Source organism: Aeromonas sp. 600282, assembly GCF_049175755.1.
Lineage (GTDB): Bacteria > Pseudomonadota > Gammaproteobacteria > Enterobacterales > Aeromonadaceae > Aeromonas > Aeromonas veronii_A.
In genome coordinates this window covers 97,329-121,344 of sequence record NZ_JAAKVR010000009.1, presented here as the reverse complement: position 1 = coordinate 121,344, position 24,016 = coordinate 97,329, and the positions used below count along the sequence as shown (strand labels likewise).

Sequence of the window (24,016 nt, the reverse complement as noted above, 5' to 3'; positions counted from 1 at the left end):
AAGAGGGTTAATCCATCACCGGGATACCTGCCCTCGCTTCGGCCTGACGGGCGATGGCCTCGGTCATCCCCTGAAAAATGAAAAGGTGGAACGGCAGCATGGCGAGCCAGTAGGCCAACCCCCAGGCGCCCTGCGGGTGCCAGTGAGCGGTGACCCGGATGCGGGTCAACCCGGACTCCTCCGGCAGGATGTTGAACTCCAGCCGCCCGACGCCCGGGGCCTTCATATTGAACAAGAGATCGAGCCTGCGCCCCTCATCCACCCCGAGGATCTGCCAGGAGTCGAGCATATCCCCCTTCACGAAACGATCCGGATTGGTGCGGCCACGGGTGCGGGCTGGGCCGCCAATCAGGTGATCCATCCATTCGCGCACCACCCACAACTCGTTCATGTAGAAGTAGCGCTGCTCACCCCCCAGTTGCTGCAACACCTGCCACACCACCTCGGGAGAGGCGAGGCAGATGGCCTCGCCGCTGGCGGTGCGATCGTAGAAGCCATATTCGGGATGGCGCCAGCGCAGGCCGAGGGGGGTCTCCTGCCCCTGCTGCTCGGCACCCAGCTTCTGCTCCAGCGCCAAACTCTCCGCCAACGCCTCGTCGAAGCTGAGCAGGGTCTGCGGCAGCAGGGCCCGCAGCGGGCCATCGTCGGCCGGAATATCGTGCTTGAGGCCACCCACCAGCGCCTTGGCCACCGGCTGCGGTACCGAGGTAACAAACTGCAGCCACCAGGCAGAAAGGCGCGGACTCAGAAACGGAATGGGAATGATGGGGCAGCGCTTGCCGATATGGGCGGCGAACTTCTGCAACTGCTGTTGATAGCTGAGCAGCTCGGGGCCGACCGCGTTGAAGATGTGGCCATCCACCTCGTCTGCCTCTACCAGCCCGCCCAGATAGTGCAGCAGGTTGGACAGCGCAATCGGCGGCGTGCGCGAGCGCACCCACTTTGGCGTCACCATCATCGGCAGGTTGAATACCAGATCCCGCATCACCTCGAACGCCGCCGAACCGGGCCCGATGATGATGCCGGCGCGCAGCTCCACCGTCGGTACGCCAGATTCGCGAAACAACTCGCCACAGTAGCGGCGGGAGTTGAGATGGCGGCTGTTGCACTGTTCAGGCTGGATTGCCCCGAGATAGATGATACGGCGCACCCCGGCAGCACGGGCGGCGGCAGCAAAATTCTTTACCCCCTGCTGCTCCAGCCGGTGAAAATCGGCCCCCGCCCCCATGGCATGCACCAGATAGAAGACTGTGTCTATGTTCGCCAGCGCAGGCAGCAGTGTGATCGGCTTGAGGCTGTCGGCGAGGCGAAACTCGACCCCCTCAGGCAAGCGGCAGGGACGGCGCGCCCCGGCAATCACCTTGTAGCCTAGGGTTTGCAGGTGGGGCACCAGATAGGAGCCTATATAGCCCGCCGCCCCCATCACCAGACAGTTTCTCATCCTCTCTCCCCTTTCCATTGTCGTCCCGGCCACCGGGCTGGCAACCTGAATGCCCATCATCCAGCCTCACCGTCACTTTGCAACATGGAACTAACAATTCTGCCTGTTAGTCCGATTTAGTGTTAATCCCGGTTTATTTATCGGTCGATAACTGACCAGATGTATAGCGCCGAGGGCGAACGTATGCGCATCGACCACTACGACCTCCAGGGGGAGGTGCAATACCGGCAACAACAGGCCCAGAGCCGCAAGGTGCGCAATCTTGGGCCAGTGCCACCCGTAGTTAATCCACCGGAAGGCAACAATACGGCAGCGGCCGGCGAACGCAGCAGCACCCTGACCCTCGCCAGCGCCCTGACGCTGCAAACCCCGAGGCAATCCGCCGCCAGTCAGCAAGCTTCAACGCCTCCCACACCGCCCGCAGCGGAAGTCGGCAAAGAGCAGGATGGCATTCCCGACGATGGACTGGATAACCGCCAGCGGCTGATCAAGCTGATGATCGAGGCGATGCTGGGCCACGAAATCGAGCTGCCCAAGCCGATCAAACCCTCCGAAGAAGGAGGCGATGGAGTGACCCAAGGAGACGCCGCTGCTCAAGCCGCCGAGCCGGATCAACTGGTGGAGGTGACTGACACCCTGCTGCAACAGGAGCAGCTCAACGTGGTGGCATCGGCCAGCGTAGCGACTCAAGATGGTCAGACTATGCAGCTCGATCTCGGCTTTGTGCTCGACTGGCGTCAACTGGAGGTGAGCCAGCGGCGCACCACCCTCAATGCCCTCAAGGATCCGCTGGTGCTGAGTCTGGATGGCAAGATTGCCGATCTGACCGAGGCACGGGTCACTTTCGATATCGATCAGGATGGCAAGGAGGATAGCCTGCCGGGTCTGCGGGAAGGGAGCGGCTTTGTGGCGCTGGATCGCAATGGCAACGGCACCATAGACGATGGGGGCGAGCTGTTCGGTGCCCGCTCCGGCAATGGCTTCGGCGAGTTGGCCACCCTAGATGAGGATGGCAACGGGGTGCTGGATGAGGGGGATAGCCAGTTTTCAGCCCTGCAGTTCTGGCATCCGGAGCACGCACCTATCGCACTGGTCGAACTGGGGATCGGCGCCATCCTGCTGCGCCCCCTCGACACCCCCTTCAACCATCTGGGGGAGAGCGGCAATCAGGGGGTGCTGCGCCAATCCGGCCTCTATCTCACCGAACAGGGTAAGGGAGGCTGGGTGCAGCAGATCGATCTGCGGGTCTGAACCCCGCACCCGCATGGCAAACCCGGTCGCTGACGATAACTGCCAGCGACCGGCTCCGGCACCATCAACTCAGCTCGGTGGGGTCGATATCCAGACTCCAGCGCACCCTTTTGGTCTCGGGCCAGCCTTCCAGCTCCTTCACCGCCCAATCCAGCAGTTGGGCCAGAGGTGCCCGATTCGGCCCCTGCACCAGCAACTGCATGCGAAACTTGCCCGCCTTGCGCTCCATAAAGCCGCTGATGGGCCCCAGCACCTGAACGTGGGGATAGCGGGCGCTGCGCAGGGTATCGGCGAGGCGGGCGAGGAACAGCTGCACCTCGTCACGGCCGTTGGCCTCGGCGCGGAACAGCCCCTGATAGCTGAACGGCGGTAGCCCCAGCAGGCGGCGCTCTTTCAACGCCGTATCGGCGAAATGGCCGTAACCGTTCTGGGTCAGATCCTGCAGCAGGGCATGTTCCGGATGGTGGCTCTGCAACACCACCAGCCCGGGCTTGCTGGCACGACCGGCACGGCCCGCCACCTGGGTGTAGAGCTGGGCCAGCTTCTCGGCGGCGCGAAAATCGGCGCTGAACAGGGCACCATCCACATCCAGCAGGCCCACCAGGGTCACATCCGGAAAGTGATGGCCCTTGGCCAGCATCTGAGTGCCGATCAGGATCTTGTACTTGCCCGCCTTGATGTCGCCAAGATGGGTCTCCAGCTCCCCCTTGCGGCGGGTGTTGTCCCGATCGATGCGCACTACGGGATATTGCGGGAACACTGTGGTGAGCAACTGCTCCAACTGCTCGGTGCCCACTCCCGACCCGATCAGCTCGTTGCTGCCACACTCGGGGCAGTGGTGGGGCAGCGGGCGCACGCTGTCGCAGTGATGGCAGTGCAGCCGTCGCCCGGCCTGATGCCAGGTGTACCAGGCATCACAGCGCTCGCAGGCGGCGCTCCAGCCACACTGGTGACAGATCAGGGCCGGGGCATAGCCACGGCGGTTGAGAAACAGCATCACCTGATTGCCCGCTGCCAGATGCTCCGCCATCAACTGCTCCAGCTGAGGGGAAAGCCCGGCCTGCAGCCGCACGCTCTTGATATCCAGGATCACCTGACGGGCGGTCTGGGCGTTACCGGCGCGGCGGGTCAGGGTGAGATGGTGATACTTGCCGGTGCGGGCGTTGTGCAATGTCTCCAGGGACGGGGTAGCAGAGCCAAGCAAAATGGGAATACCGGCACGATGGGCCCGCATCACCGCCAGATCCCGCGCGTGGTAGCGAAAACCGTCCTGCTGCTTGAAGGAGCCGTCGTGCTCTTCGTCGATGATGATGATGCCGATGTTGTGAAACGGGGTGAACACCGCGGAGCGGGTACCGATCAGGATGGCGGCGCCGCCGTCGCGACAGGCGAGCCAGGCGTCGAGCCGCTCCCTGTCGTTCATGGCGGAGTTCATCGCTACCACTGGCACGTTGAAGCGGCGGCGGAATCGATTGATGGTTTGCGGGGTGAGGCCGATCTCCGGCACCATCACCAGCGCCTGCTTGCCCGCCTTGAGCAGGGGTTCGAGGATGCTCAGATAGACCTCGGTCTTGCCGGAACCTGTGATGCCATCCAGCAGGAAGGCGCCGAACTTGTCGCTCTGGCTGGTAACGGCGGAGACGGCCAGAGCCTGCTCGCCGTTGAGGCGCAGCCCCTCCCCCGGCTCGAAGCGGGCAGCCCAATCGCCATCGTGGCTCGGCTCCAGCGAACGCTTCTCCAGTAGCCCCTTCTTCTCCAGCGCGGTGAGAGCTGCGCTCTGGATCTCCTCCTGCTTGAGAGCGGAGGGGGTCTGCGGCCCCTTGCGCAGCAAGGCGAGCGCTTGCTGCTGCTTGGCCGCCCGCTTGAGCTCGTTAAGGTCGATGGCCATCCCTGCCTCGGTAGCAAACCAGAACTCCAGTTCACGATAAGCGGCAGGCTCCCCCTTGCGCACCAGCACCGGCAGGGCGTGGGGCAGCACTTCCCCCAGCGGATGCTGGTAGTAGCTGGCGCTCCAGTTCATCAGCGCCAGAATATCCGGCCCCAGCACCGGCGTCGCATCGAGTACGCGCTTGATGGGCTTGAGCTTGTTGCGGGGCACCTGGCTGTCGGCCGGATGATCCACCACCAGCCCGACCAGGGTCTGGGGACCGAAAGGGATCTCGACCCGGCAACCGGGGGCAGGTAACGGCAGGGGAGAGAGATAGTCGAAGTGACGGCGTAACGGTACCGGGACAGCGACACGAACCAGATCCAGCGTTTGGGAAGAATTCACCAGGGGTTGCCTATTTTTTCTGCGAAGCCACTTGCCTGATCTCAGGCATTTCCTATATTATTCGCAGCCTTTGAAACTGTGTTCAACAATCGTGTGGTGTCCGACAAGAGATCGGATGGCGACACGGCCTATTAATTGAGGTTGTCCATGAAAGCTGGTATCCATCCTGACTACGTAGCCATCACCGCCAAGTGCTCTTGCGGTAACGTCATCAACACTTTCTCTACCATCGGTAAAGATCTGAACCTGGACGTGTGCTCCGAGTGCCACCCGTTCTACACCGGCAAGCAGAAAGAAGTTTCTAGCGGCGGCCGCGTAGACAAGTTCAACAAGCGTTTCGGTGCGATGACCACCAAGAAGTAATTTTACTTCTGAAGAATTCTGAAAAAGGCGCCCAATGGGCGCCTTTTTTACGATTCCTGTTTTTCATCCTTCATGTTCCCGCAGCCAGACGCATTCGCCCCTACTGGCCAAATCCTTTGGAACGACGCAAATAGACATACCCCTCACCCGGGCTGCCCCAGCGCGGACTCCCGGCATTGTCATAGGCGCGATCCAGCAATCTGACACTGTCGGGGCCAATCCAGATATGCTGCACCAGCGTAGTGGCACCACCAAAATCGGTGGAGCAATGGCCCACCCGGGTGTGGCCGGCATATTCGCCGGAGGGAGTGCGTGTCAGCCAGATCTCGCAACCGTGGCGCAAGGAGAGCTGCTGTGGGGTCAGACTGTCGAGCAGGGCGGGATCATGCCAGGCACCGGCAAAATCGGTGGCTCGGGGCATAGTCAGCTCTGCCATCAGGATCCGCCCGTCAGGGGCGGGTGAGAAGCGATAGATGCGCTGGCGGAAGGGACGGACGGAGCGCAGACTCAGGTACTGCTCGGCATAGACCCAGCGATAGCCCTGATAGCCAGGCCAGATCTCCATCAGGCGCAGCTCAGCACTGGTAAAGCGGCTGTCGTAACTGGCCTGCTCCCGGCTCGTAAATGCCCCATTGAACCAGCTGAGTAGCGGCTCCATGCGGGGCTTTAGTGGGGTAGCCTGAGGCGCCGAACCTGCCAACACCAGACAGGAACAGAACAGCCCGAATACGGCCACCAGCAACTTTGCCATCGAATCCTTCCGAATCATCATAGTGGCGGCGATTATATGAGCGAATTACCCCAATAACAGCCATTACGATCAAATCATTGCCACTCTGGTGCAAAAACCTCACAAGGATGCCAGTCTGCTCACTAAACCCGATATTTTGCCACCGCCTTGTTGAGCAGCTGGGCCTGCTCGTTGAGGCCCTCGCTGGATCTCGCATTTTCCTCCGCCATGATGCTCGACTCCTGGGCGATGTCGCGGATGTTGTTGACGTTGCGGTTCACCTCGTTGGCCACCAGACTCTGCTGTTCGATGGCGGCGGCAATCTGGGTGCTCATATCCATGATGTGGGTAACATCCTGAGTGATCTGCCCCAGCAACTCCCCTGCGGTACTGGCCTGATCCGAGCTGCGGTTGCCCTGCTCGCGGCAGGTCGCCATCACCTCGACGATGCTGCCGGTCTGTTTCTGTAGGGAGCTGATGATGCCGGCGATCTCCTGGGTCGATTTCTGGGTACGGATGGCCAGATTGCGCACCTCATCGGCCACCACCGCAAAACCACGTCCCTGATCCCCTGCCCTGGCTGCTTCGATGGCTGCGTTGAGGGCCAGCAGGTTGGTCTGCTCGGCAATGCCGCGGATCACGTCGAGCACGGAGCCGATGGTCTCGCTCTCTTTTTGCAGCTGGCTCACCTCGCGAGATGAGCTCTCCAGATTGCCCGCCAGCGAGCGGATCTGCTCGACAGTATTCTCGACCGCAGCCCGCCCCTCCATCGCCTTGTTGTTGGTCGCCTGTGCATTGTTGGCCGCCTGCTCGGTGTTGCGGGCGATCTCTTCGATGGTGGAGCCCATCTCGGTGGACGCGGTCGCCACCATATCGGTCTCCTGCAGCTGGCGCGCCGCCCCTTCACTGGTGCGTTTGACGTTGGCCGAAAGGTGATCCGCCGCTTCGGTCAGGGTGTGCACGCTATGCTTCACATCGCCAATCAGGTTACGAAACCCGCCCAGCATCACGTCGAGATTGCCTGCCAGCTGGGCCATTTCATCTGCCCCGCGCAGATCTATCTTCAGGCGCAGGTCATTATCCTTACGAATGCGGTTGACGGTATCATTCACCTGAGTAATGGGACGGTCGATGCTGCGCCCCAGCAACACGCTCATGATGCCGATCAGCACCACAATCACCCCGCCACAGACCAGCATCAGGCTGTTGAGGCGAGCGCTCTGCCGCTCCAGTTCAGCGACAATGTGCTGATCTACAGCAGCAAATCCCTGTTCGGTCTGATGCACCAGATCCCGCATCTGGTTGCGCAGCCCCTCATCCTCTTTCAGCCCCAGTACCTGCATCCCCTGCACCAGCGCCACAAAGTCCTGCCGGTACTGCTTGCTGGCCTGCTCCAACTTGCCGCGATCCGCCTCCGGCAAAGTGGCAAGACTATCCTGAAAACTCTTGTGCAAGGTTTCGAAACGCTCCAGATACTGGATATCGGAGCGCAGCATGAAGTCTTTCTCCGCCCGTCTCAGCTGCAACATGGTGATGAGCAGCCCCTGCTGATCCAGCTGCTTGAGCCCATTCTCCACCTCATGCACCGCCGCCCGCAGCTTGCCATAGAGCCCCTCCTCCGGCCCCAGACCAATCTTCTGCTGCTGAGCCACCAGATCGTTGAAGGCTTTGCCATAACCGCTGATCTGCTGATCCAGTCTGGTCAGCTCCCCCTCGACGGCAGCCAGATTGTCATCGGTCACCAGCTCCCGATTGTGCTGGTGAAAGTCTGACAACCCCTGATTGAAGCGCTCGACGAAGGTCATATCCTTACGGATCAGAAAATCCTTCTCGGCCCGCCGCAGGTTGAGCATGGCGATCTCCAGCTGGTCGATATTGCGCTGGGCTTCGGTCAGGTGACGGTGCACCTGGCTGGAGTAGATAAACAGGCCGCTCAGTACCAGCATGGCAACGGCAACCAGCACGGTATTCAGGATCAACTTATGACGGATAAGCACGATGGACCTCTCGCAAACTGGCAGTGAACTGCATTGAGCTTATGCAGAAAAGCGGCGACAGGTGATCTGTGCAAGGAATATTCATTGAAATGCCACACCCACTCCTTATACTGGTTGCACCTGTTTCCAGCCGTGGATTTGACACTATGGAATACAATACTTCTGAACTGTGCGACATCTATCAGGACATGGTGGATGTGCTTGAACCCATGCTCTGCTCCTTCGGCGGCCGCGCCTCTTTCGGCGGCGTCATCACCACCGTCAAATGCTTCGAATCGAATGGTCTTATCCGTGAACTCGTCAAAGAGAATGGGCTGGGACGCGTCTTGCTGATCGATGGCGGTGGCTCCATGCGCCGAGCTCTGATCGACAGCGACATCGCCACCACGGCGGCCGAGAACGATTGGGAAGGGATTGTCTGCTACGGCTGCGTCCGCGAAGTCGATATTCTGGAAGATCTGGACATCGGCATTCAGGCACTGGCAGCCATTCCGGTCGGTGCCGACAGCAAGGATGTAGGGGAGACCGATCTGCCGGTCAACTTCGGTGGCGTGACCTTCCTGCCTGACGACCACCTCTACGCCGATACCACAGGGGTGATCCTCTCCCCCGAGGCTCTCGATATCGAGTAAGCCACAGACAGCGTGACGACGGGAGCCTTGGCTCCCGTTTTTTATGCCTGCAACTTGCTGAAAAATGACAAAAAAAGAGGGCCAGATAAACTGGCCCTTAACTGGAAGCAATGTGAGCAATGTCGTGCCTTCACAAGAAGTCCATCACGTTGGAACGAATGAAGTCTTTCCCGGAAAACAAGTTAACAATAATCATTCTCATTTAACTAGGCAAGCGCTATTTGCAGAAAGTGCAAAAAAATTGACCACCGCGAAGGGTGGTCAATCTCGTCAGGCTTGCCGGGTGGCCGTTTGCAGGCTGGATAATCCGGCCTCGCCCACCAGCTTGCGGCTGAGGTAGCGCAGCAAGACACCGTAGAGCGGCACGAACAAACCAAGGCTTATCAGCAACTTGAATACGTAATCGACGGTTGCGATCTCGACCCAGTGCTCTGCCATGAAAGGATCTGTGGTGCGCCAGAAGGCCACACTGAAGAAAGCGATGGTATCAACCAGATTACCGAACAGGGTGGAGGCCGCAGGTGCAATCCACCACTGCTTGAGCAGACGCAGGCGGTTGAACACCACCACATCCATGAACTGCCCCACCAGATAGGCCATAAAGCTGGCCAGCGCGATACGCGCCACGAACAGGTTGAACTCGGCCAGATGACCAACGCCCTGGAAGCTCCCTTCAAAGAAGAGTACGGAGAGCGCATAGGAGACCGCCAGTGCTGGCAACATCACGGTCTGGATAATCTTGCGCGCCAGACCGGCACCGAAGATCCGCACTGTCAGGTCGGTCGCCAGGAAGATAAACGGGAAGCTGAACGCCCCCCAGGTGGTATGGAAGCCAAACACGGTGATCGGCAGCTGCACCAGATAGTTGCTGCTGGCAATGATCAGAATGTGGAACAACGACAGGCGAACGAGCGCCGTTTGGTACTGCGCAGGGGTCAGATTCATCTTGTGACCTTTTTGGTTAATGGGGTTAGGGAACCCATATCGCCACCATTGGCGATAATCGAGGGGCGAGATTATACGCCCCCAAACCGATAGTTCAATCTTTATGCGATTACGCTTGTCCAGGTTGGCCAGCGGCAGAGCAAGCCTTGTGGGCGATAGTCACAGCTTGTGCTGTCTGGCGAGCCAGAGCAGCGCCTCCCGATCCGCCGGGCACACCGCCTCCAGCCAGCAGCCGCTGTAGTGTTCGTACTCCAGCCGAAACTGGCTCCCTTCAAACTCCAGCAACCAGCTATGGCGGTCAGCCCCCGCATCCTGCTCGAGCGGCTGCAGCTCCCACTCTCGCAGCAAGACCTGCGCCAACAGCGGAAACGTGTCCCAGTCGAGTGCTGGGCAATCCAGCGTCACCACGCCAGCTTCGCTATCTACCTGTTTGATTTGCCAACTCATTCCGTGTCTCTCAGCTACTGCAGGAGAGCTCACCACCGCAATACCATGCCGGAGTCGGGGTGGCGAGATCCTCATATTCGGGTTGTTCATCAAAGGGACGGTGCAAGGCGGCGAACAGCCGCTCGAACGGCCGCATATCCCCTGTGTCGGCGGCGTCGATCACCTGCTGGGCCAGCGTATTGCGCAGCACATACTTGGGGTTGATGGCATCCATCTGCACCTTGCGCACGGCATCCTCGCTGCCTTCGCGCATTAGCCGCGCCCGATAGCGCTCCAGCCACGCCTGCCAACCCAGTGGTTCAGGCAACAGGGCCAGCAGAGATGCAGGCCACGACCCCTCTTGCGTCACCTCACCGAGACGGCGAAGGAACAGGTGGTAATCCACCTCGTGGGCCGCCAGCAACCGGAACAGCTCGCGGAACAGCGCCGGGTCATCCTCCTCCCACACCGCCAGTCCGAGCTTGGCCCGCATCAACTCGGAGTAGTGCAACATCAGCTGCTGCTCGTACTGGGCCAACGCTGCAGCCAGCGCATCACCGTTTACATGGCCAGCCAGCGCCTGCGCCAGTTTTTGCAGATTCCAATAACCGACCGCGGGCTGCTGATCCAGTGCGTAACGACCCGCCGGATCCGAGTGATTGCAGACAAAATCGGGCACGTAGGCATCGATAAAGCCGTAGGGGCCATAATCCAGCGTCAGGCCGAGCAGCGACATGTTGTCGGTATTCATTACCCCGTGACAGAAGCCCGCAGCCTGCCATTTGGCAATCAACCGCGCGGTGCGGCGCACTACCTCGGCAAACAGTTCGGCACCACTCTCCAGTTCGGGGAAGTGGTGGCGCAGCAGATAGTCGATGAGTGGCGGGATCTTCTCCCCCTGCCCGCTCCAGGCGAAATACTCGATATGGCCGAAGCGCAGATGGCTGGGGGCGGTGCGCAGCACGGTCGCCCCGGTCTCAACCTGCTCGCGATAAACGGGCTCCTGACTCCCCACCAATACCAGCGCCCGGGTGGTCGGGATGCCGAGGGCATGGAGCGCCTCGGAGGCGAGATATTCTCGGATGCTGGAGCGCAGCACGGCGCGACCGTCACCAAAACGGGAAAACGGCGTCTTTCCTGCCCCCTTCAGGTGCAGATCCCAGCGCTGGCCATCCGGCGCCTGCTGCTCACCCAATAGCAGCGCGCGGCCATCCCCAAGCCGGGGGCTATAACCCCCGAACTGATGGCCGGCATAGACCTGCGCTACCGGCTGCATACCGGGCAGCACTTTTCCCTCGCCACAACAGGCGATCCAGTCAGCCTCACTGACGCCTCCCAGCCCCAACTCATCCAGTAAAGCCCGGTTGAGATGAAGCAACCGGGGTTGCTGCAGCGGCTGGGGGACCACGGGTTCACAGGCCCAAGGCAACTCGGTCGCAAAAGTGTTGATCAACTTCATGGTTGTGCCATTCGTCCCTGCGTATGCTCGTGTCACTCTTTATACTGCCGTCAGCCATGCTTGCGCTCACTGGCAACCATCATTTTTCAATTCAAGGAGAAGAAGATGCAAAAATGGGTATATGCCATGCCCTTGCTGGCACTGGCGTGGGGTCATCAGGCCAAGGCTGCCGATATTGAAGCCGGCAAAGCCAAAGCGGCGGTCTGTGCCGCCTGTCACGGCGTGGAAGGCAAGGCGATGATCCCCAACTATCCCCATCTGGCGGGTCAGAATGCCGCCTATCTGGTGAAACAGTTGAAAGCGTTCAAGGATGGCACTCGCAAAGAGCCCTTGATGGACCCCTTCATGGCGCCGCTGACCGATGCGGATATCGACAATCTGGCGGCCTTCTACGCCAGCCTGAAATAACCTCGCGTCTAACCCTTGGTTCTTCCGAGCCGCGCTTACCGTGGTCGATTAGGCTGCCTAATCGACCCTACCGCCGGCAGTAGTCGATGATCAGATCCATAAAGGCTTCGCCGAAGCGCTCCAACTTGCGGTGACCGACGCCGTTGATGGCCAGCATCTCGTCTTCGGTCATCGGCATCAGCTGAGCCATCTCCACCAGGGTCGCATCGTTGAACACCACGTAGGGCGGCACCTCCTCATCCTCGGCAATCTGCTTGCGCAGGCCGCGCAGCTCCTTGAACAACCGCTTGTCATAGTTGGCATTGTCGAGCAGACCGTTGCGCTTCTCCTTGCGGCTGGAGATAGGCTGCAGGCGGGGTACCGCCAGTTCCAGCTTCACCTCGCCACGCAGCACGGGGCGAGCCGCTTCGGTCAGCTGCAGCACCAGATTGCGGGTGATGTTCTGGGTCAGCAGCCCCTTGTGGATCAGCTGGCGGATCACGCTCATCCAGTATTCGTGGCTCTGATCCTTGCCGATACCGTAGGTCGAGAGCTTGTCGTGGCCATGATCCTTGATGCGCTGGTTCAGCGACCCGCGCAGCACCTCCACCACATAACCCACCCCGAAATTCTGCCCCACCCGCCAGACGCAGGAGAGCGCCTTCTGGGCATCTTCGGTGCCGTCATAACTTTTGGGCGGATCGAGGCAGATATCGCAGTTGCCGCACGGCTTGTCGTTGTACTCGCCGAAGTAGTTGAGCAGCACCTGACGGCGGCAGGTCTGCGCCTCGGCAAAAGCGGCCATCACGTTGAGCTTGTACTGCTCCACCTGCAGCTGCTGCGGGTTCTCGATGTTGTCGAGCAGGCGGCGCACCCGACCGATGTCGGCAGGATCGTAGAGCAGCAGCGCCTCGGCGGGAGTGCCATCGCGCCCGGCGCGACCGGTCTCCTGATAGTAGGATTCGATGTTCTTCGGAATGTCGTAGTGCACCACGAAGCGTACGTTGGGCTTGTCGATACCCATACCGAACGCCACCGTCGCCACCACTATCTCGATGTCATCCTTGAGGAAGGCATCCTGGGTCTGCTGGCGCAGCTCGAGCGGCAGCCCCGCATGATAGGGCGCCGCCTTGCAGCCGTGGCGGGATAACCGCTCGGCCACCTCCTCCACCCGGTTGCGACTGGAGCAGTAGACGATGCCGCAGTTGCCCTTCTGGCTCTGCACGTAGCGCAGCAGCTGCTCAGCCGCCTTGAACTTCTCCACCAGGCTGTAGCGGATATTGGGACGATCGAAGCTGGCGGTGTGGATGAAGGGATCGTTCAGCTCTAGGCGGTGCAGCATGTCGCTGCGGGTCGCCTCGTCGGCGGTGGCGGTAAGCGCTACCACCGGCACCTGCGGGAACCACTGCTTGAGTCGCCCCAGTGCCGCATACTCAGGCCGGAAATCGTGGCCCCACTGGGAGACACAGTGCGCCTCGTCGATGGCGAACAGCCCGAGCGGCAGCTCGGCCAGCCGATCCATAAACTCGTGCTGCAGCAAGCGCTCGGGGGAGACATAGACCAACTTGATCTCGCCGCGGCGCATGGCGGCGAAGTTCTGGATCATCTCCTCCCGACTGAGGGCCGAGTTGATGTAGACCGCCGCTACGCCGTTGGCGCGCAGGCTGTCGACCTGATCCTTCATCAGCGAAATAAGGGGAGAGACCACCACACCGAGCCCGGGCCGCAGCAGTGCCGGGATCTGGTAGCAGAGCGACTTGCCGCCACCGGTGGGCTTGAGCACCAGCGCATCGCGCCCCGCGACGATCTGCTCGATGATCTCGAGCTGACCCGGCCGAAACTGCTGATAGCCGAAGACTGCCTGCAGCAGGGCAAGCGGACTCTCTGGCTGAGGATCTGGCAGGGTTTCGGCAATCGCGGTCATGGGCTCTCCTTTGGGGTCGCCATTCTAAAGCAGCCGCCGCCCACAATAAACCTGCCATTGCGACTGTTAATGAACTGTTGCAGACTGGCTGGAGTTTTTACTCGGCTTTGATGACAAGGATTGGGATCAGAGAATGAAACAGATGCTCAAGAAGATGGCGCTCAGTGGCATTGCCAACCTGTTTGCCGAGAAGATGCCCTTCAACAAGCTGATTGGCATGCAGGTGACCCACTACGACTTCGACAAGGTGGAGCTGCGCATCAAGATGGATGAGAAGCTGATCGGCAACCCTTTCCACAACATCCTGCATGGCGGCGTCACCGCCACGCTGCTGGATGTGGCAGGCGGTATGATCGTCGCCGCCTCCTGCATCGACGAGCTGGAGGAGTTCTCCCCCAGCTATCTCAAGGAGCGCTTCGCCCGCCTCGGCACCATAGATCTGCGGGTGGATTACCTGCGCCCAGGGCGCGGCAACGAGTTTATCGCCACCGCCCACATCATCCGGGCTGGCAGCAAGGTGGCCGTCGCCCGGATGGAGCTGCACAACGAAGAGGGCACCCACATCGCCTTCGGCACCGGTACCTATCTGGTGGGTTGAACCAAGTTAGTGCATAAAAACCACGCGGCTAATCCACTTTTAATCATTAGATTCCTTACCCCCTCTAGCCGAACAAGGTCCATACTGAGAGTCGGGATTGTGTGCAGAGGGAGGATTGCAGGCGATGAGTGCGAAACTGGCCATCAAACCATCCAGAGCCTTGTTGACACAGCTCGAGTCCATGCTCGACGAGGTGCAGACACCCGAGTGTCGCCACTGGTTGGAACAGGAGCTTGAGGGGTATTCTCTCTCCTCACCCCTGCCTTGGTATCGCATCGTTCCCTGTCGGCAACGCGGTCACTTTCTGGATCTGAAAACGGGAAAATATTTGACCTGTCATATCAACAGTCAAACGCTATGCCAACGCGATCTGGCCCAAATTCAGTTCATTTATGCCCGTGAACCCGCCGCCCACTATTTGCTGCAACGCAATTCCGGTATTGAACCCTGGCCAGAACAGCTGCTGGAAGATTATCAGGAGCAGTTGATCCCCGGCCATTTATGCCTGCAAGCCTGGCATGAGCCCGTGATGTCACTACGTGAACAACTGATGGAGGGAATCGAACATTTCATTTGTGAGTACCCCAAGCACGCGGCCTTGCAACCTCAACACAGCTTGAAGGCTTTGCGGCATCAGCACTGGCATATCTGAAAACGCCTAGCGCGCAAGGAGGGCACCATAGACAAGACCCATAGCGAGATTGCCACAATCTAGAGTGCCGGAGTCAGGATCAGACTCCACCGATGGGCCACCGAGCGGTGGCCCTTTTAATGCCCACGGCTACTGCTTTATTGCCAAGCAGATAGCCATAATGTGGCGCCCCACACCTCATGAATCCCGCAAACCTACTTGTCACGTTCTACAGCACATCACGCCAGACCCCATCGGACTCGATCAACCTAACAAGAGCTTGTGCACTGAATCCGTCGGCATACAGTGTCTCTTCCTCATTCCCAACCTCAGCATCGCCCATCTGTTCAAACGCGCGCAGATAATGCGGTTCATCGCGCAAAGCGATCTCCATGATCTCGCGGGAGACGACGTGAAAACCATCGATGACCTCACCATCAAATTCAATCGAAGTATCTACAACCCAAGCATGCAAAGCTGGCAGAGGATTGAAATCACTCAGCAATAGAGCTGAACGCAACCCTTGGTCATTTTGCAGGGCTTGAAGCACAACCGGTTGCTTGCGCTTTAACTGCCTTGCCGCCTTGCGCAGGGTATTGGTTCGATGCAGCCAGACTTCATGACGAGTTGAACGGATGAAGCCCGACTTGACCTCCAGCAGCAACACTACCCCATCCAAGTGACAGATCAGGTCCACTTCACCAGCATCACGCTCATCACTCAATGGTGGTTGGTAGCCCACGACAACGCGAAACCCCCTCTGCCTTAGTGCTTCGGCAAGGGTATGTTCAATACGTTCCGTTTCGCTGCGCAAAGCAGGCCTGCGTTGCTCAACACGTCGCAGGTTATTCACCGCAGCGGTCAGATTGTTCTGTTGACCGGCAACCCAGGGGAACTGAAAGCTGTAGCAGCCAATCTTGTAGAACGGCCGCTCGTACAGACGTGGAAATGGCATGTTAGGTGTCAGCCTCATCTGCACGGACAGTGCCTGCAGGTCACTGGTCCAGAACTTCAGGATGGCCTCGGCCGCTTCGGGGTCGCCCTTGGGATGTTCGGGGCTGACGGTCCAACCACAGATACGACGGATCTTATCTTTCGGTTCCGACCAAGTGATGGGAAAGCGATTCTCGCCTTGTACAAGCCCTTCCAAAGCTAATTGACCAAGTGCTTTTGCTGCTACACCGGAGTCGCCCATATAGCGAAGAAAAGGCTGAAGAAACGCCTGCTCAAAAAACACTGTCGTCAGCTCACTGGCTAATATCGCGTGGTGCAGGATTACCTCCGCTCCGTCGTTCAGTCTGACGCGCTCACCCAGGCCGAATATCGTCTGCAGGTAAAGCTGACTGCGGATGGTTTTTATGTAAGCTAGCTGATTCGATTCGTGGTTTTCCGGTCTCCCGATGATTTTGCCAGCCATATCCGAAGCTGCGAATTGGTCAATTGCACGGTACATCCAGTAGTGCCAAAGCAACTTGCTTTTGCGCCCGGTACGCTGCCAGCGCTGTGAGCCCGTATCTGTTTTGTTGAATATGACCGGTTGTCCCGGTTTGAGCTGGTAACCACAATCATGGTCAAAACAGAACCAATTGATGGAATTCTCGTAGTCGATTCGCTCACGCATGGCGACAGTAAGCAAGGCGACCGATCCGAGGTTGGCAACATTCTCTCGCCCCAAACCTGACTGTGGAAACAGGATTGGCGACAAATGACGCTTAATAGAGCGGCCAATAGCTTCCTCTGTCAGCTGAAAATCACACTCAGAGCAATTCGACAGCTTGCGCGCAATTAACCGATCATAGACATCCCAATCTTCCGCAGAACTGTCCTTACCCTGAGAGGCGCCAAGTTGCCCATATGCGATCACGCTCAAATAGGAAAGCAGCTCTAGTAACGAAAGCGACTTCAGGTGGGTCTCAGCCAGTGCAATTGCTTCGTCGAATGGTTCAAGTTGCTCAAGTAGACGATCACAGACGCCGAAAAATTCGTACCAATCTCCGCTACCGAGATTGTCTCGGAGATGCCGCCAGAGCGGTGAATCGCTGCGTGTAAACAGCTTCGAGTAACGAATCGCCCAACGCAATACATCTGGATGACGAGCGGCCAGATGATCCAGCAGCGCAGTGCTAATAGCATCCTCAGAATGCAAAATACGTCCCAGTGCCAAGCTTGCCAGTTGAGCACCGTCCAAGTTGGCGGGCTCCCACCAGAAGGTCGCGGCAGCCAGTCCAGCAGCACGATTGCGCGCGGTATATTTGCCGCTCGGGCGTTGATCTAGAAAGTCGTGAAGGCACTCATCAAGTGCGGCGAATGGGGCAAGCTGCTGAGCATATCCAGCAAAGAGAGTCTGGTAAAATTCCTGGCATTGCCGTTCCTGGCCTTGCATATCTGGTCATCCTTTTCCTGCAGTCGAACCTTGATATTCAAAGAGATTAAAATCAGCTGTTCATTTAAGGCCCACAACGAGTCTGGCAATCTGTATGGAAGGAAATAGTTAACACGTTTCCAAGAAGGGGGAAACAACTGATGAGGAGTCAATAGCTAGCAATTGCAGATGTAGTAAACAGGGCAGGAAATCAAAATGCCCCACAGAACTGGAAGGCCAGAAATGCACAAGGGCCTAGCCGAAGCTAAGCCCTTTTTGAATTTGGTCGGTGTGAGAGGATTCGAACCTCCGACCCCTTCGTCCCGAACGAAGTGCGCTACCAAGCTGCGCTACACACCGATGTCTGCGGGACGGGAATTTACCGAAAGCCCAGACCTGACACAAGCCTTTTTTGCATTTTGCAGGAAAAAAAGTGCTGTTCGCTCAACTATTCAGCACTCTTTTCATCCGTTTACCGGGCTGCAGCCAGCTGGTGACATTCCGGTAACCGACTGTCAGGCCAGGCGCAGGGATGCCGGTCCCAGCAGACGGCGCTGCCAGTCAGCCACAGTGCCATGCTCCAGCCAGTCGGCTGCATGCTGGCGCCAGTTGGGGGAAAGGGCCGGATTCTCCAGCAACATCAGCAGATCCGCTTCATTGCGCACCTGATTGAATAGGATATCCGCCGTGCGCTTCACCGTCAGTTCGGGATAGGGTCTGTCTACCAGCTCCATGGCCGACTCCGGCGACACCCTCCCCTCCTCCAGCACCCGCAGCAGCCAGCCACAACGGCCATTCAGTTGTATCACCTGCGACATCTGGCCATAGCCAAAGCGCTGGTTGAGCTTGAAACAGGGGGATCTCGGCTGGCTGATCTGGATCAGCGCCTCGCCGAGTCGATAGACATCGCCAATGCAGGCTTGCACCTCGGTCAGCCCGAGACCGGAGAGGTTCTCGCCAAAGGCGGCAGGTTGCCAGGCTGTACGTGGCGCAGGCAAGCCCAGCGCGGTTTGCCAGGTCTGCCACCAGAGATAGTGATCGGCCGGATAGTAGTGGAGCGCCCGATCCGGGCCACCGTGGTGGCGCGTGTCACACTGCTCATCCCCTTCCAGACCGGCAAAGGTACAGCGAACTGGTGCAGAGATCGGTTGCTTGTGAATGGCGCTGGTGAGGCCGGGCACCAGCTCGGTGCCACGACCACTGAAAAAGGAGATCCGCATACTCATCCTCCGGATTGACGAGAGTAGGCGGATCTTATCATCTGACGAGTCAGGCGACTGCCTGCATCTGGTTGCTCATGGCGATCTCGGCGCGACGGCGCTTCTCCGCCTTGGCCATCAGATACCAGCTGCCGAAGGTAAAGAGCGATACCGACAGCAGGATCAGGCTGGCTACCGCGTTGATCTCGGGTTTCACCCCGAGCCGTACCGCCGAGAAGACCTCCATCGGCAAGGTAGTGGAGCCCGGGCCGGAGACGAAGCTCGCCAGCACCAGATCATCCAGCGACAGGGCGAACGACATCATGCCGCCTGCTGCCAGCGAGGGGGCGATCATCGGGATGGTGATCAGGAAGAACACCTTCCACGGCTTGGCGCCAAGATCCATGGCCGCCTCCTCTATGGAGAGATCCAGCTCCCGCAACCGCGCCGACACAACGATGGCTACGTAGGCGGTACAGAAGGTAGTGTGCGCGATCCAGATGGTCAACATGCCCCGCTCGGCGGGCCATCCCACCAGCTGGGCCATCGCCACGAACAGCAGCAGCAGCGACAGACCGGTGATCACCTCGGGCATCACCAGCGGTGCCGTCACCATGCCACCGAACAGGGTGCGACCACGGAAGTGGGGAATTCGGGTCAGCACGAATGCCGCCACCGTCCCCAGCGCCACCGCGGCGATCGCGGTGTAAAAAGCGATCTCCAGCGAGCGGAACACGGATCCAATCAGCTGCTTGTTGTCGAGCAGGCCGAAGTACCACTTGAGTGACCATCCGCCCCACACCGTCACCAGCTTGGAGGCGTTGAAGGAGTAGATCACCATGATGATCATGGGCAGGTAGATAAACAGCAGCCCAAGCCAGAGCATCAGCTTGGCAAAACCGAAACGTCTCATCATGCCTTGCCCTCCAGCTCTTTGGCCTGGTTACGGTTGAAGAGGATGATCGGAATGATCAGCACCGCCAGCATCACCACCGCCAGTGCAGAGGCGACCGGCCAGTCGCGGTTGTTGAAGAACTCCTGCCATAGCACCTTACCGATCATCAGGGTCTCCGGGCCACCCAGCATTTCCGGAATAACGAACTCCCCCACCACCGGAATAAACACCAGCATGCAGCCGGCGATAATGCCGTTTTTGGAGAGCGGCACAGTGATCTGCCAGAAACGGGTCAGGTTGCGGGCCCCTAGGTCGGAGGCCGCCTCCAGCAGGCTCTGATCGTGTTTGACCAGATTGGCGTAAAGCGGCAGCACCATGAAGGGCAGATAGGAGTAAACGATGCCGATATAGACCGCCAGGTTGGTATTGAGGATCTGCAGCGGTTCGTCAATCAGCCCGATCCCCAGCAAGACGCTGTTGAGCAGGCCGTTGTTACTGAGGATCCCCATCCACGCATAGACCCGGATCAGAATGGCGGTCCAGGTCGGCATCATGATCAGCAACAGCAGAACGGTCTGGGTCTCCTTGTTGGCCCGAGCGATGGAGTAGGCCATCGGATAGCCAATCAACAGGCAGAGCAGGGTGCTGACGAAGGCCATCTTGAGGGAGCCCAGATAGGCTGCGATATAGAGCTCATCCTCCTGCAGCAGCAGGTAGTTCCCCATATTGAGCAGGATGGTGAGCTGATTGTCGGCCCAGCTCACCACGTCGGTGTAGGGCGGGATCGCCACATCCGCTTCCGCAAAACTGATTTTTACCACTATGACAAAGGGCAGCAGGAAGAAGAGGAACAGCCAGAAGAAGGGGATGCCGATCACCAGCCGGCGCCCTCCGCCCCGCTTCAGTCGTTGCAAGATCTTCATGATTGCAGCACCACGCCGCTGTCATCTTCCCAGTAGAGGAACACCTGGTCATCCCAGGTTGGCCGCTTGCCGTGGCGTTCGGCATTGGCGATGAAAGCCTGAACGATTTTGCCCGAGGGCAGCTGGATGTGGTACACCGAGTGTCCGCCCAGATAAGCGATGTCATAGACCTCGCCCTTGGTCCAGTTGAAGTCCGGATGCTCGATTTCGGCCGGCTTTTGCAGGCTCATCAGCAGCTTCTCCGGCCGCAGGGCGTAGGTCACCTTCTTGTTCTCGGCACGGGAGCTGATCCCGTGGCCCACATAGATGGGCTGCTCCAGATCGGCACAGGCGATGATGGCGTGGTCCTGCTCATCCTCCACCAGCAGGCCGTCGAACAGGTTGACGTTGCCGATGAACTCGCACACCAGCCGACTGGCCGGGGTTTCGTAGATATCCATCGGGCTACCGATCTGCTCGATACAACCGTGATGCATGATGGCGATCCGCTCCGCCATGGTCATGGCCTCTTCTTGATCGTGGGTCACCATGACACAGGTAACCCCGACCCGCTCGATGATCTCCACCAGCTCCAGCTGCATCTTGGAGCGCAGCTTCTTGTCGAGCGCCCCCATCGGCTCATCAAGCAGCAGCAACTTGGGACGTTTCGCCAGCGAACGGGCCAGCGCTACCCGCTGGCGCTGGCCACCGGAGAGCTGGTGAGGCTTGCGACGGGCATACTGGGTCATCTGTACCAGCTTGAGCATCTCTTCGACACGGGCGTCGATCTCGGCCTTGGGCAGGCCATCCTGCTTGAGACCGAAAGCAATATTCTGTGCCACCGTCATATGGGGAAACAGGGCGTAGGACTGGAACATCATGTTGATGGGGCGTTCATAGGGGGGCATATCGGTGATATCCACCCCGTCGAGGAACAGACGCCCTTCGGTCGGGCGCTCGAACCCTGCCAGCATCCGCAGCAAGGTCGATTTACCGGAACCGGATCCTCCCAGCAGGGCGAAGATCTCCCCCTTGTGAATATTCAGGGAAACATTATCGACCGCCAGGGTTTCATCGAACTGCTTGCTAACCCTGTCTATTTTTACCAGCACTTCTTTGCGTTGCTGGCTGCCCTCAAGGGCTTTCTTGTAGGCACTGGAGGCTATCGCCATTACCAAACTCCCTAACGTGATACTGGCCTCACGGCCAATCCATAAAAGCGATTTGGCGCCCCAGAGCGGGCACCAAGGTCAGGTACCGGACTTGATCTTGCTCCAACTCCGGGTGATTTGACGCTGTACCGCGCGGGAATGTGCCTCCTGCACATAGAGCCGCTCCAGCACAGCCTGAGGCGGATAAACCCCCTCATCATTGCGCACCGTCTCATCCATGAACTCGCCAGCCTTGGCATTGGGGTTCGCATAGCCCACATAATTGCTGACCTTGGCGATCACCTCGGGCTGCAGAACATAGTTGATGAGAGCATGTGCCTCTTTGACATTGGTGGCATCAGACGGGATCGCCATCATGTCGAACCAGAGATTGCCCCCCTCTTTAGGAATGCTGTAGGCAATCTTCACCCCCTTGCCTGCCTCGTCGGCACGGGCTGCCGCCTGCAAGATGTCGCCGGAAAAGCCCGCTGCCACACAGATATCGCCGTTGGCGAGATCACCTATGTATTTGGAGGAGTGGAAGTAGGCCACATAGGGGCGCACCTTGAGCAACTGCGCCTCGGCGCGCTTGATATCGGCCGCGTCCTGGCTGTTGGGGTTCAGTCCAAGGTAGTTGAGGGCAGCCGGGATCATCTCGTCTGCCGAGTCGAGGAAGGCGACGCCGCAACGGGAGAGCTTCTCCATGTTTTCCGGCTCGAAGATGGCCGCCCAGGAGTCGATCTTGTCGACCCCCAGCACTGCCTTGATTTTGTCGACGTTGTAGCCGATGCCGTTGGTTCCCCACAGATAGGGCACTGCGTACTGATGGCCCGGATCCACCTTCTCGAGCTGCTTGAGCAGCACGGGATCCAGGTTGGCCAGATTGGGCAGCAAGCTCTTGTCCAGCTTCTGGAAAGCCCCCGCCTTGATCTGCTTGGAGAGGAAATTATTTGAGGGCACCACCAGATCGTAACCGGTCCGTCCGGTCAGCAACTTGCCTTCCAGGGTTTCGTTGGAGTCAAATACGTCATAGACGGTCTTGATCCCGGTCTCCTGCTGGAAATCGCTGAGGGTGGTCTCGCCGATATAGTCAGACCAGTTGTAGAAATGGAGCACAGGGGCTGCCTGGACTGCATTCGCCAATCCCATGGTCAGCGCTATGGTTAGCAATCTGGTTGTATTCACGGTGTCAGTTCTCCTGTTCAGTGGTTGACCGTCTGCGCATCCATTCGCGCGGCCCATCCGGATGGATGGCATCACTACCCTCCCGGCCGAACTGCGGACCGGGAGGGGTATTCGTTACTTACTTACCGGACTTGATCTTGGTCCAGCTGCGGGTCATCAGACGCTGCACCTTGGCCGGCAGATCCGGGAAGGTGTAGATCTTCTGCAAGGTTGCAGAGTCCGGATAAACCCCCGGATCGGTACGGATCGCCTCGTCAACCAGCGGGGTCGCCGCCTTGTTGCCGTTAGGCGCCTGCACCTGATTGGTGATGTTGGCGATCACGTCGGGCTTCATCAGATAGTTGATGAAGGTGTGGGCCGCCTCGACGTTCTTGGCATCCGCCGGGATGGCGATCATGTCAAAGAAGCTGCCAGCCCCCTCTTTCGGAATGGTGTAGGTCAGTGCCACGCCATTTTTGGCTTCCGCCGCCCGCGCCTTGGACTGCTGCAAATCCATGGAGTAACCGACAGCAACACACAAGTTGCCGTTGGCCAGATCCGAGATGTACTTGGAGGAGTGGAAATAGGCGGTATAGGGACGGATGGAGAGGAACAGCTCCTCGGCCTTCTTCAGCTCGTCCGGCTTCTGGCTATCCGGTTTGAAGCCCAGATATTGCAGGGCGGCCGGTAACATTTCGGTCGGCGAGTCGAGGAAGGAGACGCCGCACTCCTTCAGCTTGGCCATGTTCTCCGGCTTGAACACCAGATCCCAGGAGTTGAGCGGCGCATCGGCCCCCAGTACGGCCTTCACCTTCTCGGCATTGTAGGCATAACCGATGGTGCCCCACAGATAGGGGATGGAGTACTGGTTGCCCGGATCGCTCGGGTCGAGCGCCTTGAGCAGGTCGGTATCCATATTTTGCCAGTTGGAGAGCTTGGACTTGTCCAGCTTCTGGAACACGCCAGCCCTGATCTGTTTGGCCAGGAAGGGGTTGGACGGCACCACGATGTCGTAGCCGGATTTACCAGCCAGCAACTTGGCTTCCAGTACCTCGTTGCTGTCAAACACGTCATAAACCACCTTAATGCCCGTCTCCTTCTGGAAGTTTTCCAGGGTATCCGGGGCGATATAGTCGCTCCAGTTGTAGACGTGCAACACCTTCTCTTCAGCCATTGCTCCGGCACTTGCCATGACCAGAGCCACAGAGGCAGCGATCACTCCCGTTTTGAAAGACATCATCCTTGTCTCCTAAGCAAATTGTATGCGCATGCCAACCTGCCTGGCGG

21 protein-coding genes and 1 tRNA gene are annotated in these 24,016 nt (G+C 58.9%); 6 read left to right on the top strand and 16 right to left on the bottom strand.

The features are described 5' to 3' along the window. Positions 1-7: 7 nt before the first annotated feature. Complete coding sequence (locus G5137_RS10585; protein ID WP_421255353.1) at positions 8-1,441, bottom strand: DUF2867 domain-containing protein; 1,434 nt, start codon at positions 1,439-1,441, stop codon at positions 8-10. A 159-nt stretch (positions 1,442-1,600) separates the two neighbouring features. Here G5137_RS10585 and G5137_RS10580 point away from each other — a divergent pair, with 159 nt between their 5' ends. Further along, a complete protein-coding gene (locus G5137_RS10580; RefSeq protein WP_421209220.1) occupies positions 1,601-2,692 on the top strand; it encodes a hypothetical protein in 1,092 nt (363 codons plus the stop codon). Positions 2,693-2,756: 64 nt separating this feature from the next. On the opposite strand, the gene priA is transcribed toward G5137_RS10580, so the two are convergent. After that, positions 2,757-4,964, bottom strand: a complete 2,208-nt coding sequence (gene priA / locus G5137_RS10575; protein WP_421255352.1) for a primosomal protein N' — start codon at positions 4,962-4,964, stop codon at positions 2,757-2,759. 147 nt (positions 4,965-5,111) lie between these two features. Between priA and rpmE the strand changes: the two genes are divergently transcribed. Beyond that, on the top strand, positions 5,112-5,327 hold the full coding sequence (gene rpmE / locus G5137_RS10570; protein WP_005340673.1) for a 50S ribosomal protein L31: 216 nt from the start codon (positions 5,112-5,114) through the stop codon (positions 5,325-5,327). A gap of 100 nt (positions 5,328-5,427) precedes the next feature. Here rpmE and G5137_RS10565 read toward each other — a convergent pair whose 3' ends face one another. Then, positions 5,428-6,078 (bottom strand): chromophore lyase CpcT/CpeT, encoded by a 651-nt coding sequence (locus tag G5137_RS10565; protein WP_421255351.1) that lies wholly within the window; start codon positions 6,076-6,078, stop codon positions 5,428-5,430. Between the two features lie 122 nt (positions 6,079-6,200). Next, positions 6,201-8,054: a methyl-accepting chemotaxis protein gene (locus tag G5137_RS10560; protein ID WP_270905941.1), complete on the bottom strand. Its 1,854-nt coding sequence runs from the start codon at positions 8,052-8,054 to the stop codon at positions 6,201-6,203. A gap of 146 nt (positions 8,055-8,200) precedes the next feature. Between G5137_RS10560 and rraA the strand changes: the two genes are divergently transcribed. Further along, positions 8,201-8,686 carry a ribonuclease E activity regulator RraA gene (gene rraA, locus G5137_RS10555; protein ID WP_005340678.1) on the top strand — a complete coding sequence of 162 codons (486 nt, stop codon included), beginning with the start codon at positions 8,201-8,203 and terminating at the stop codon, positions 8,684-8,686. A gap of 270 nt (positions 8,687-8,956) precedes the next feature. Here the strand turns inward: rraA and G5137_RS10550 are convergent, their stop codons facing one another. The 3 genes from G5137_RS10550 to G5137_RS10540 all read right to left on the bottom strand — a co-directional run bounded on the left by G5137_RS10550 (position 8,957) and on the right by G5137_RS10540 (position 11,516). Next, positions 8,957-9,631: a 7-cyano-7-deazaguanine/7-aminomethyl-7-deazaguanine transporter gene (locus G5137_RS10550; protein ID WP_005340680.1), complete on the bottom strand. Its 675-nt coding sequence runs from the start codon at positions 9,629-9,631 to the stop codon at positions 8,957-8,959. 159 nt (positions 9,632-9,790) lie between these two features. Beyond that, a complete protein-coding gene (locus tag G5137_RS10545) occupies positions 9,791-10,078 on the bottom strand; it encodes a DUF3630 family protein (RefSeq protein ID WP_139399965.1) in 288 nt (95 codons plus the stop codon). Positions 10,079-10,088: 10 nt separating this feature from the next. Next, complete coding sequence (locus G5137_RS10540) at positions 10,089-11,516, bottom strand: protein adenylyltransferase SelO (protein ID WP_421255350.1); 1,428 nt, start codon at positions 11,514-11,516, stop codon at positions 10,089-10,091. A gap of 105 nt (positions 11,517-11,621) precedes the next feature. On the opposite strand from G5137_RS10540, the gene G5137_RS10535 reads away from it, so the two are divergent. Continuing rightward, a complete protein-coding gene (locus G5137_RS10535; RefSeq protein WP_236342032.1) occupies positions 11,622-11,924 on the top strand; it encodes a c-type cytochrome in 303 nt (100 codons plus the stop codon). A 67-nt stretch (positions 11,925-11,991) separates the two neighbouring features. Here the strand turns inward: G5137_RS10535 and recQ are convergent, their stop codons facing one another. Continuing rightward, entirely contained in the window at positions 11,992-13,827 is a 1,836-nt protein-coding gene (gene recQ, locus G5137_RS10530) for an ATP-dependent DNA helicase RecQ (protein WP_216949968.1), read from the bottom strand. A 133-nt stretch (positions 13,828-13,960) separates the two neighbouring features. Here recQ and G5137_RS10525 point away from each other — a divergent pair, with 133 nt between their 5' ends. Both G5137_RS10525 and G5137_RS10520 read left to right on the top strand, forming a co-directional pair. Beyond that, on the top strand, positions 13,961-14,425 hold the full coding sequence (locus G5137_RS10525) for a thioesterase family protein (protein WP_005355465.1): 465 nt from the start codon (positions 13,961-13,963) through the stop codon (positions 14,423-14,425). 124 nt (positions 14,426-14,549) lie between these two features. After that, on the top strand, positions 14,550-15,077 hold the full coding sequence (locus G5137_RS10520; RefSeq protein ID WP_005342628.1) for a hypothetical protein: 528 nt from the start codon (positions 14,550-14,552) through the stop codon (positions 15,075-15,077). Between the two features lie 208 nt (positions 15,078-15,285). Here the strand turns inward: G5137_RS10520 and G5137_RS10515 are convergent, their stop codons facing one another. From G5137_RS10515 to G5137_RS10480, 8 genes are all read right to left on the bottom strand, one after another. Further along, entirely contained in the window at positions 15,286-17,439 is a 2,154-nt protein-coding gene (locus tag G5137_RS10515; RefSeq protein WP_421206252.1) for a nuclease-related domain-containing protein, read from the bottom strand. Between the two features lie 262 nt (positions 17,440-17,701). Beyond that, positions 17,702-17,778: transfer RNA gene (locus G5137_RS10510), tRNA-Pro, on the bottom strand. Positions 17,779-17,933: 155 nt separating this feature from the next. Then, positions 17,934-18,638, bottom strand: coding sequence for an MOSC domain-containing protein (locus tag G5137_RS10505; protein ID WP_201990884.1), 705 nt, complete (start codon positions 18,636-18,638; stop codon positions 17,934-17,936). A gap of 49 nt (positions 18,639-18,687) precedes the next feature. Further along, the gene (locus G5137_RS10500; protein ID WP_374995764.1) at positions 18,688-19,533 is read right to left on the bottom strand and encodes an ABC transporter permease subunit; all 846 of its coding nucleotides are present in this window, start codon (positions 19,531-19,533) and stop codon (positions 18,688-18,690) included. Further along, positions 19,530-20,435, bottom strand: a complete 906-nt coding sequence (locus G5137_RS10495; RefSeq protein ID WP_216952653.1) for an ABC transporter permease subunit — start codon at positions 20,433-20,435, stop codon at positions 19,530-19,532. Before G5137_RS10495 ends, G5137_RS10500 begins: the two co-directional genes overlap by 4 nt. Beyond that, on the bottom strand, positions 20,432-21,586 hold the full coding sequence (gene potA, locus G5137_RS10490; protein WP_216952652.1) for a polyamine ABC transporter ATP-binding protein: 1,155 nt from the start codon (positions 21,584-21,586) through the stop codon (positions 20,432-20,434). Before potA ends, G5137_RS10495 begins: the two co-directional genes overlap by 4 nt. 78 nt (positions 21,587-21,664) lie before the next feature. Further along, positions 21,665-22,750, bottom strand: coding sequence for a polyamine ABC transporter substrate-binding protein (locus tag G5137_RS10485; protein WP_201937656.1), 1,086 nt, complete (start codon positions 22,748-22,750; stop codon positions 21,665-21,667). Between the two features lie 118 nt (positions 22,751-22,868). Further along, positions 22,869-23,966: an extracellular solute-binding protein gene (locus G5137_RS10480; protein ID WP_201937706.1), complete on the bottom strand. Its 1,098-nt coding sequence runs from the start codon at positions 23,964-23,966 to the stop codon at positions 22,869-22,871. Positions 23,967-24,016 lie beyond the last annotated feature (50 nt).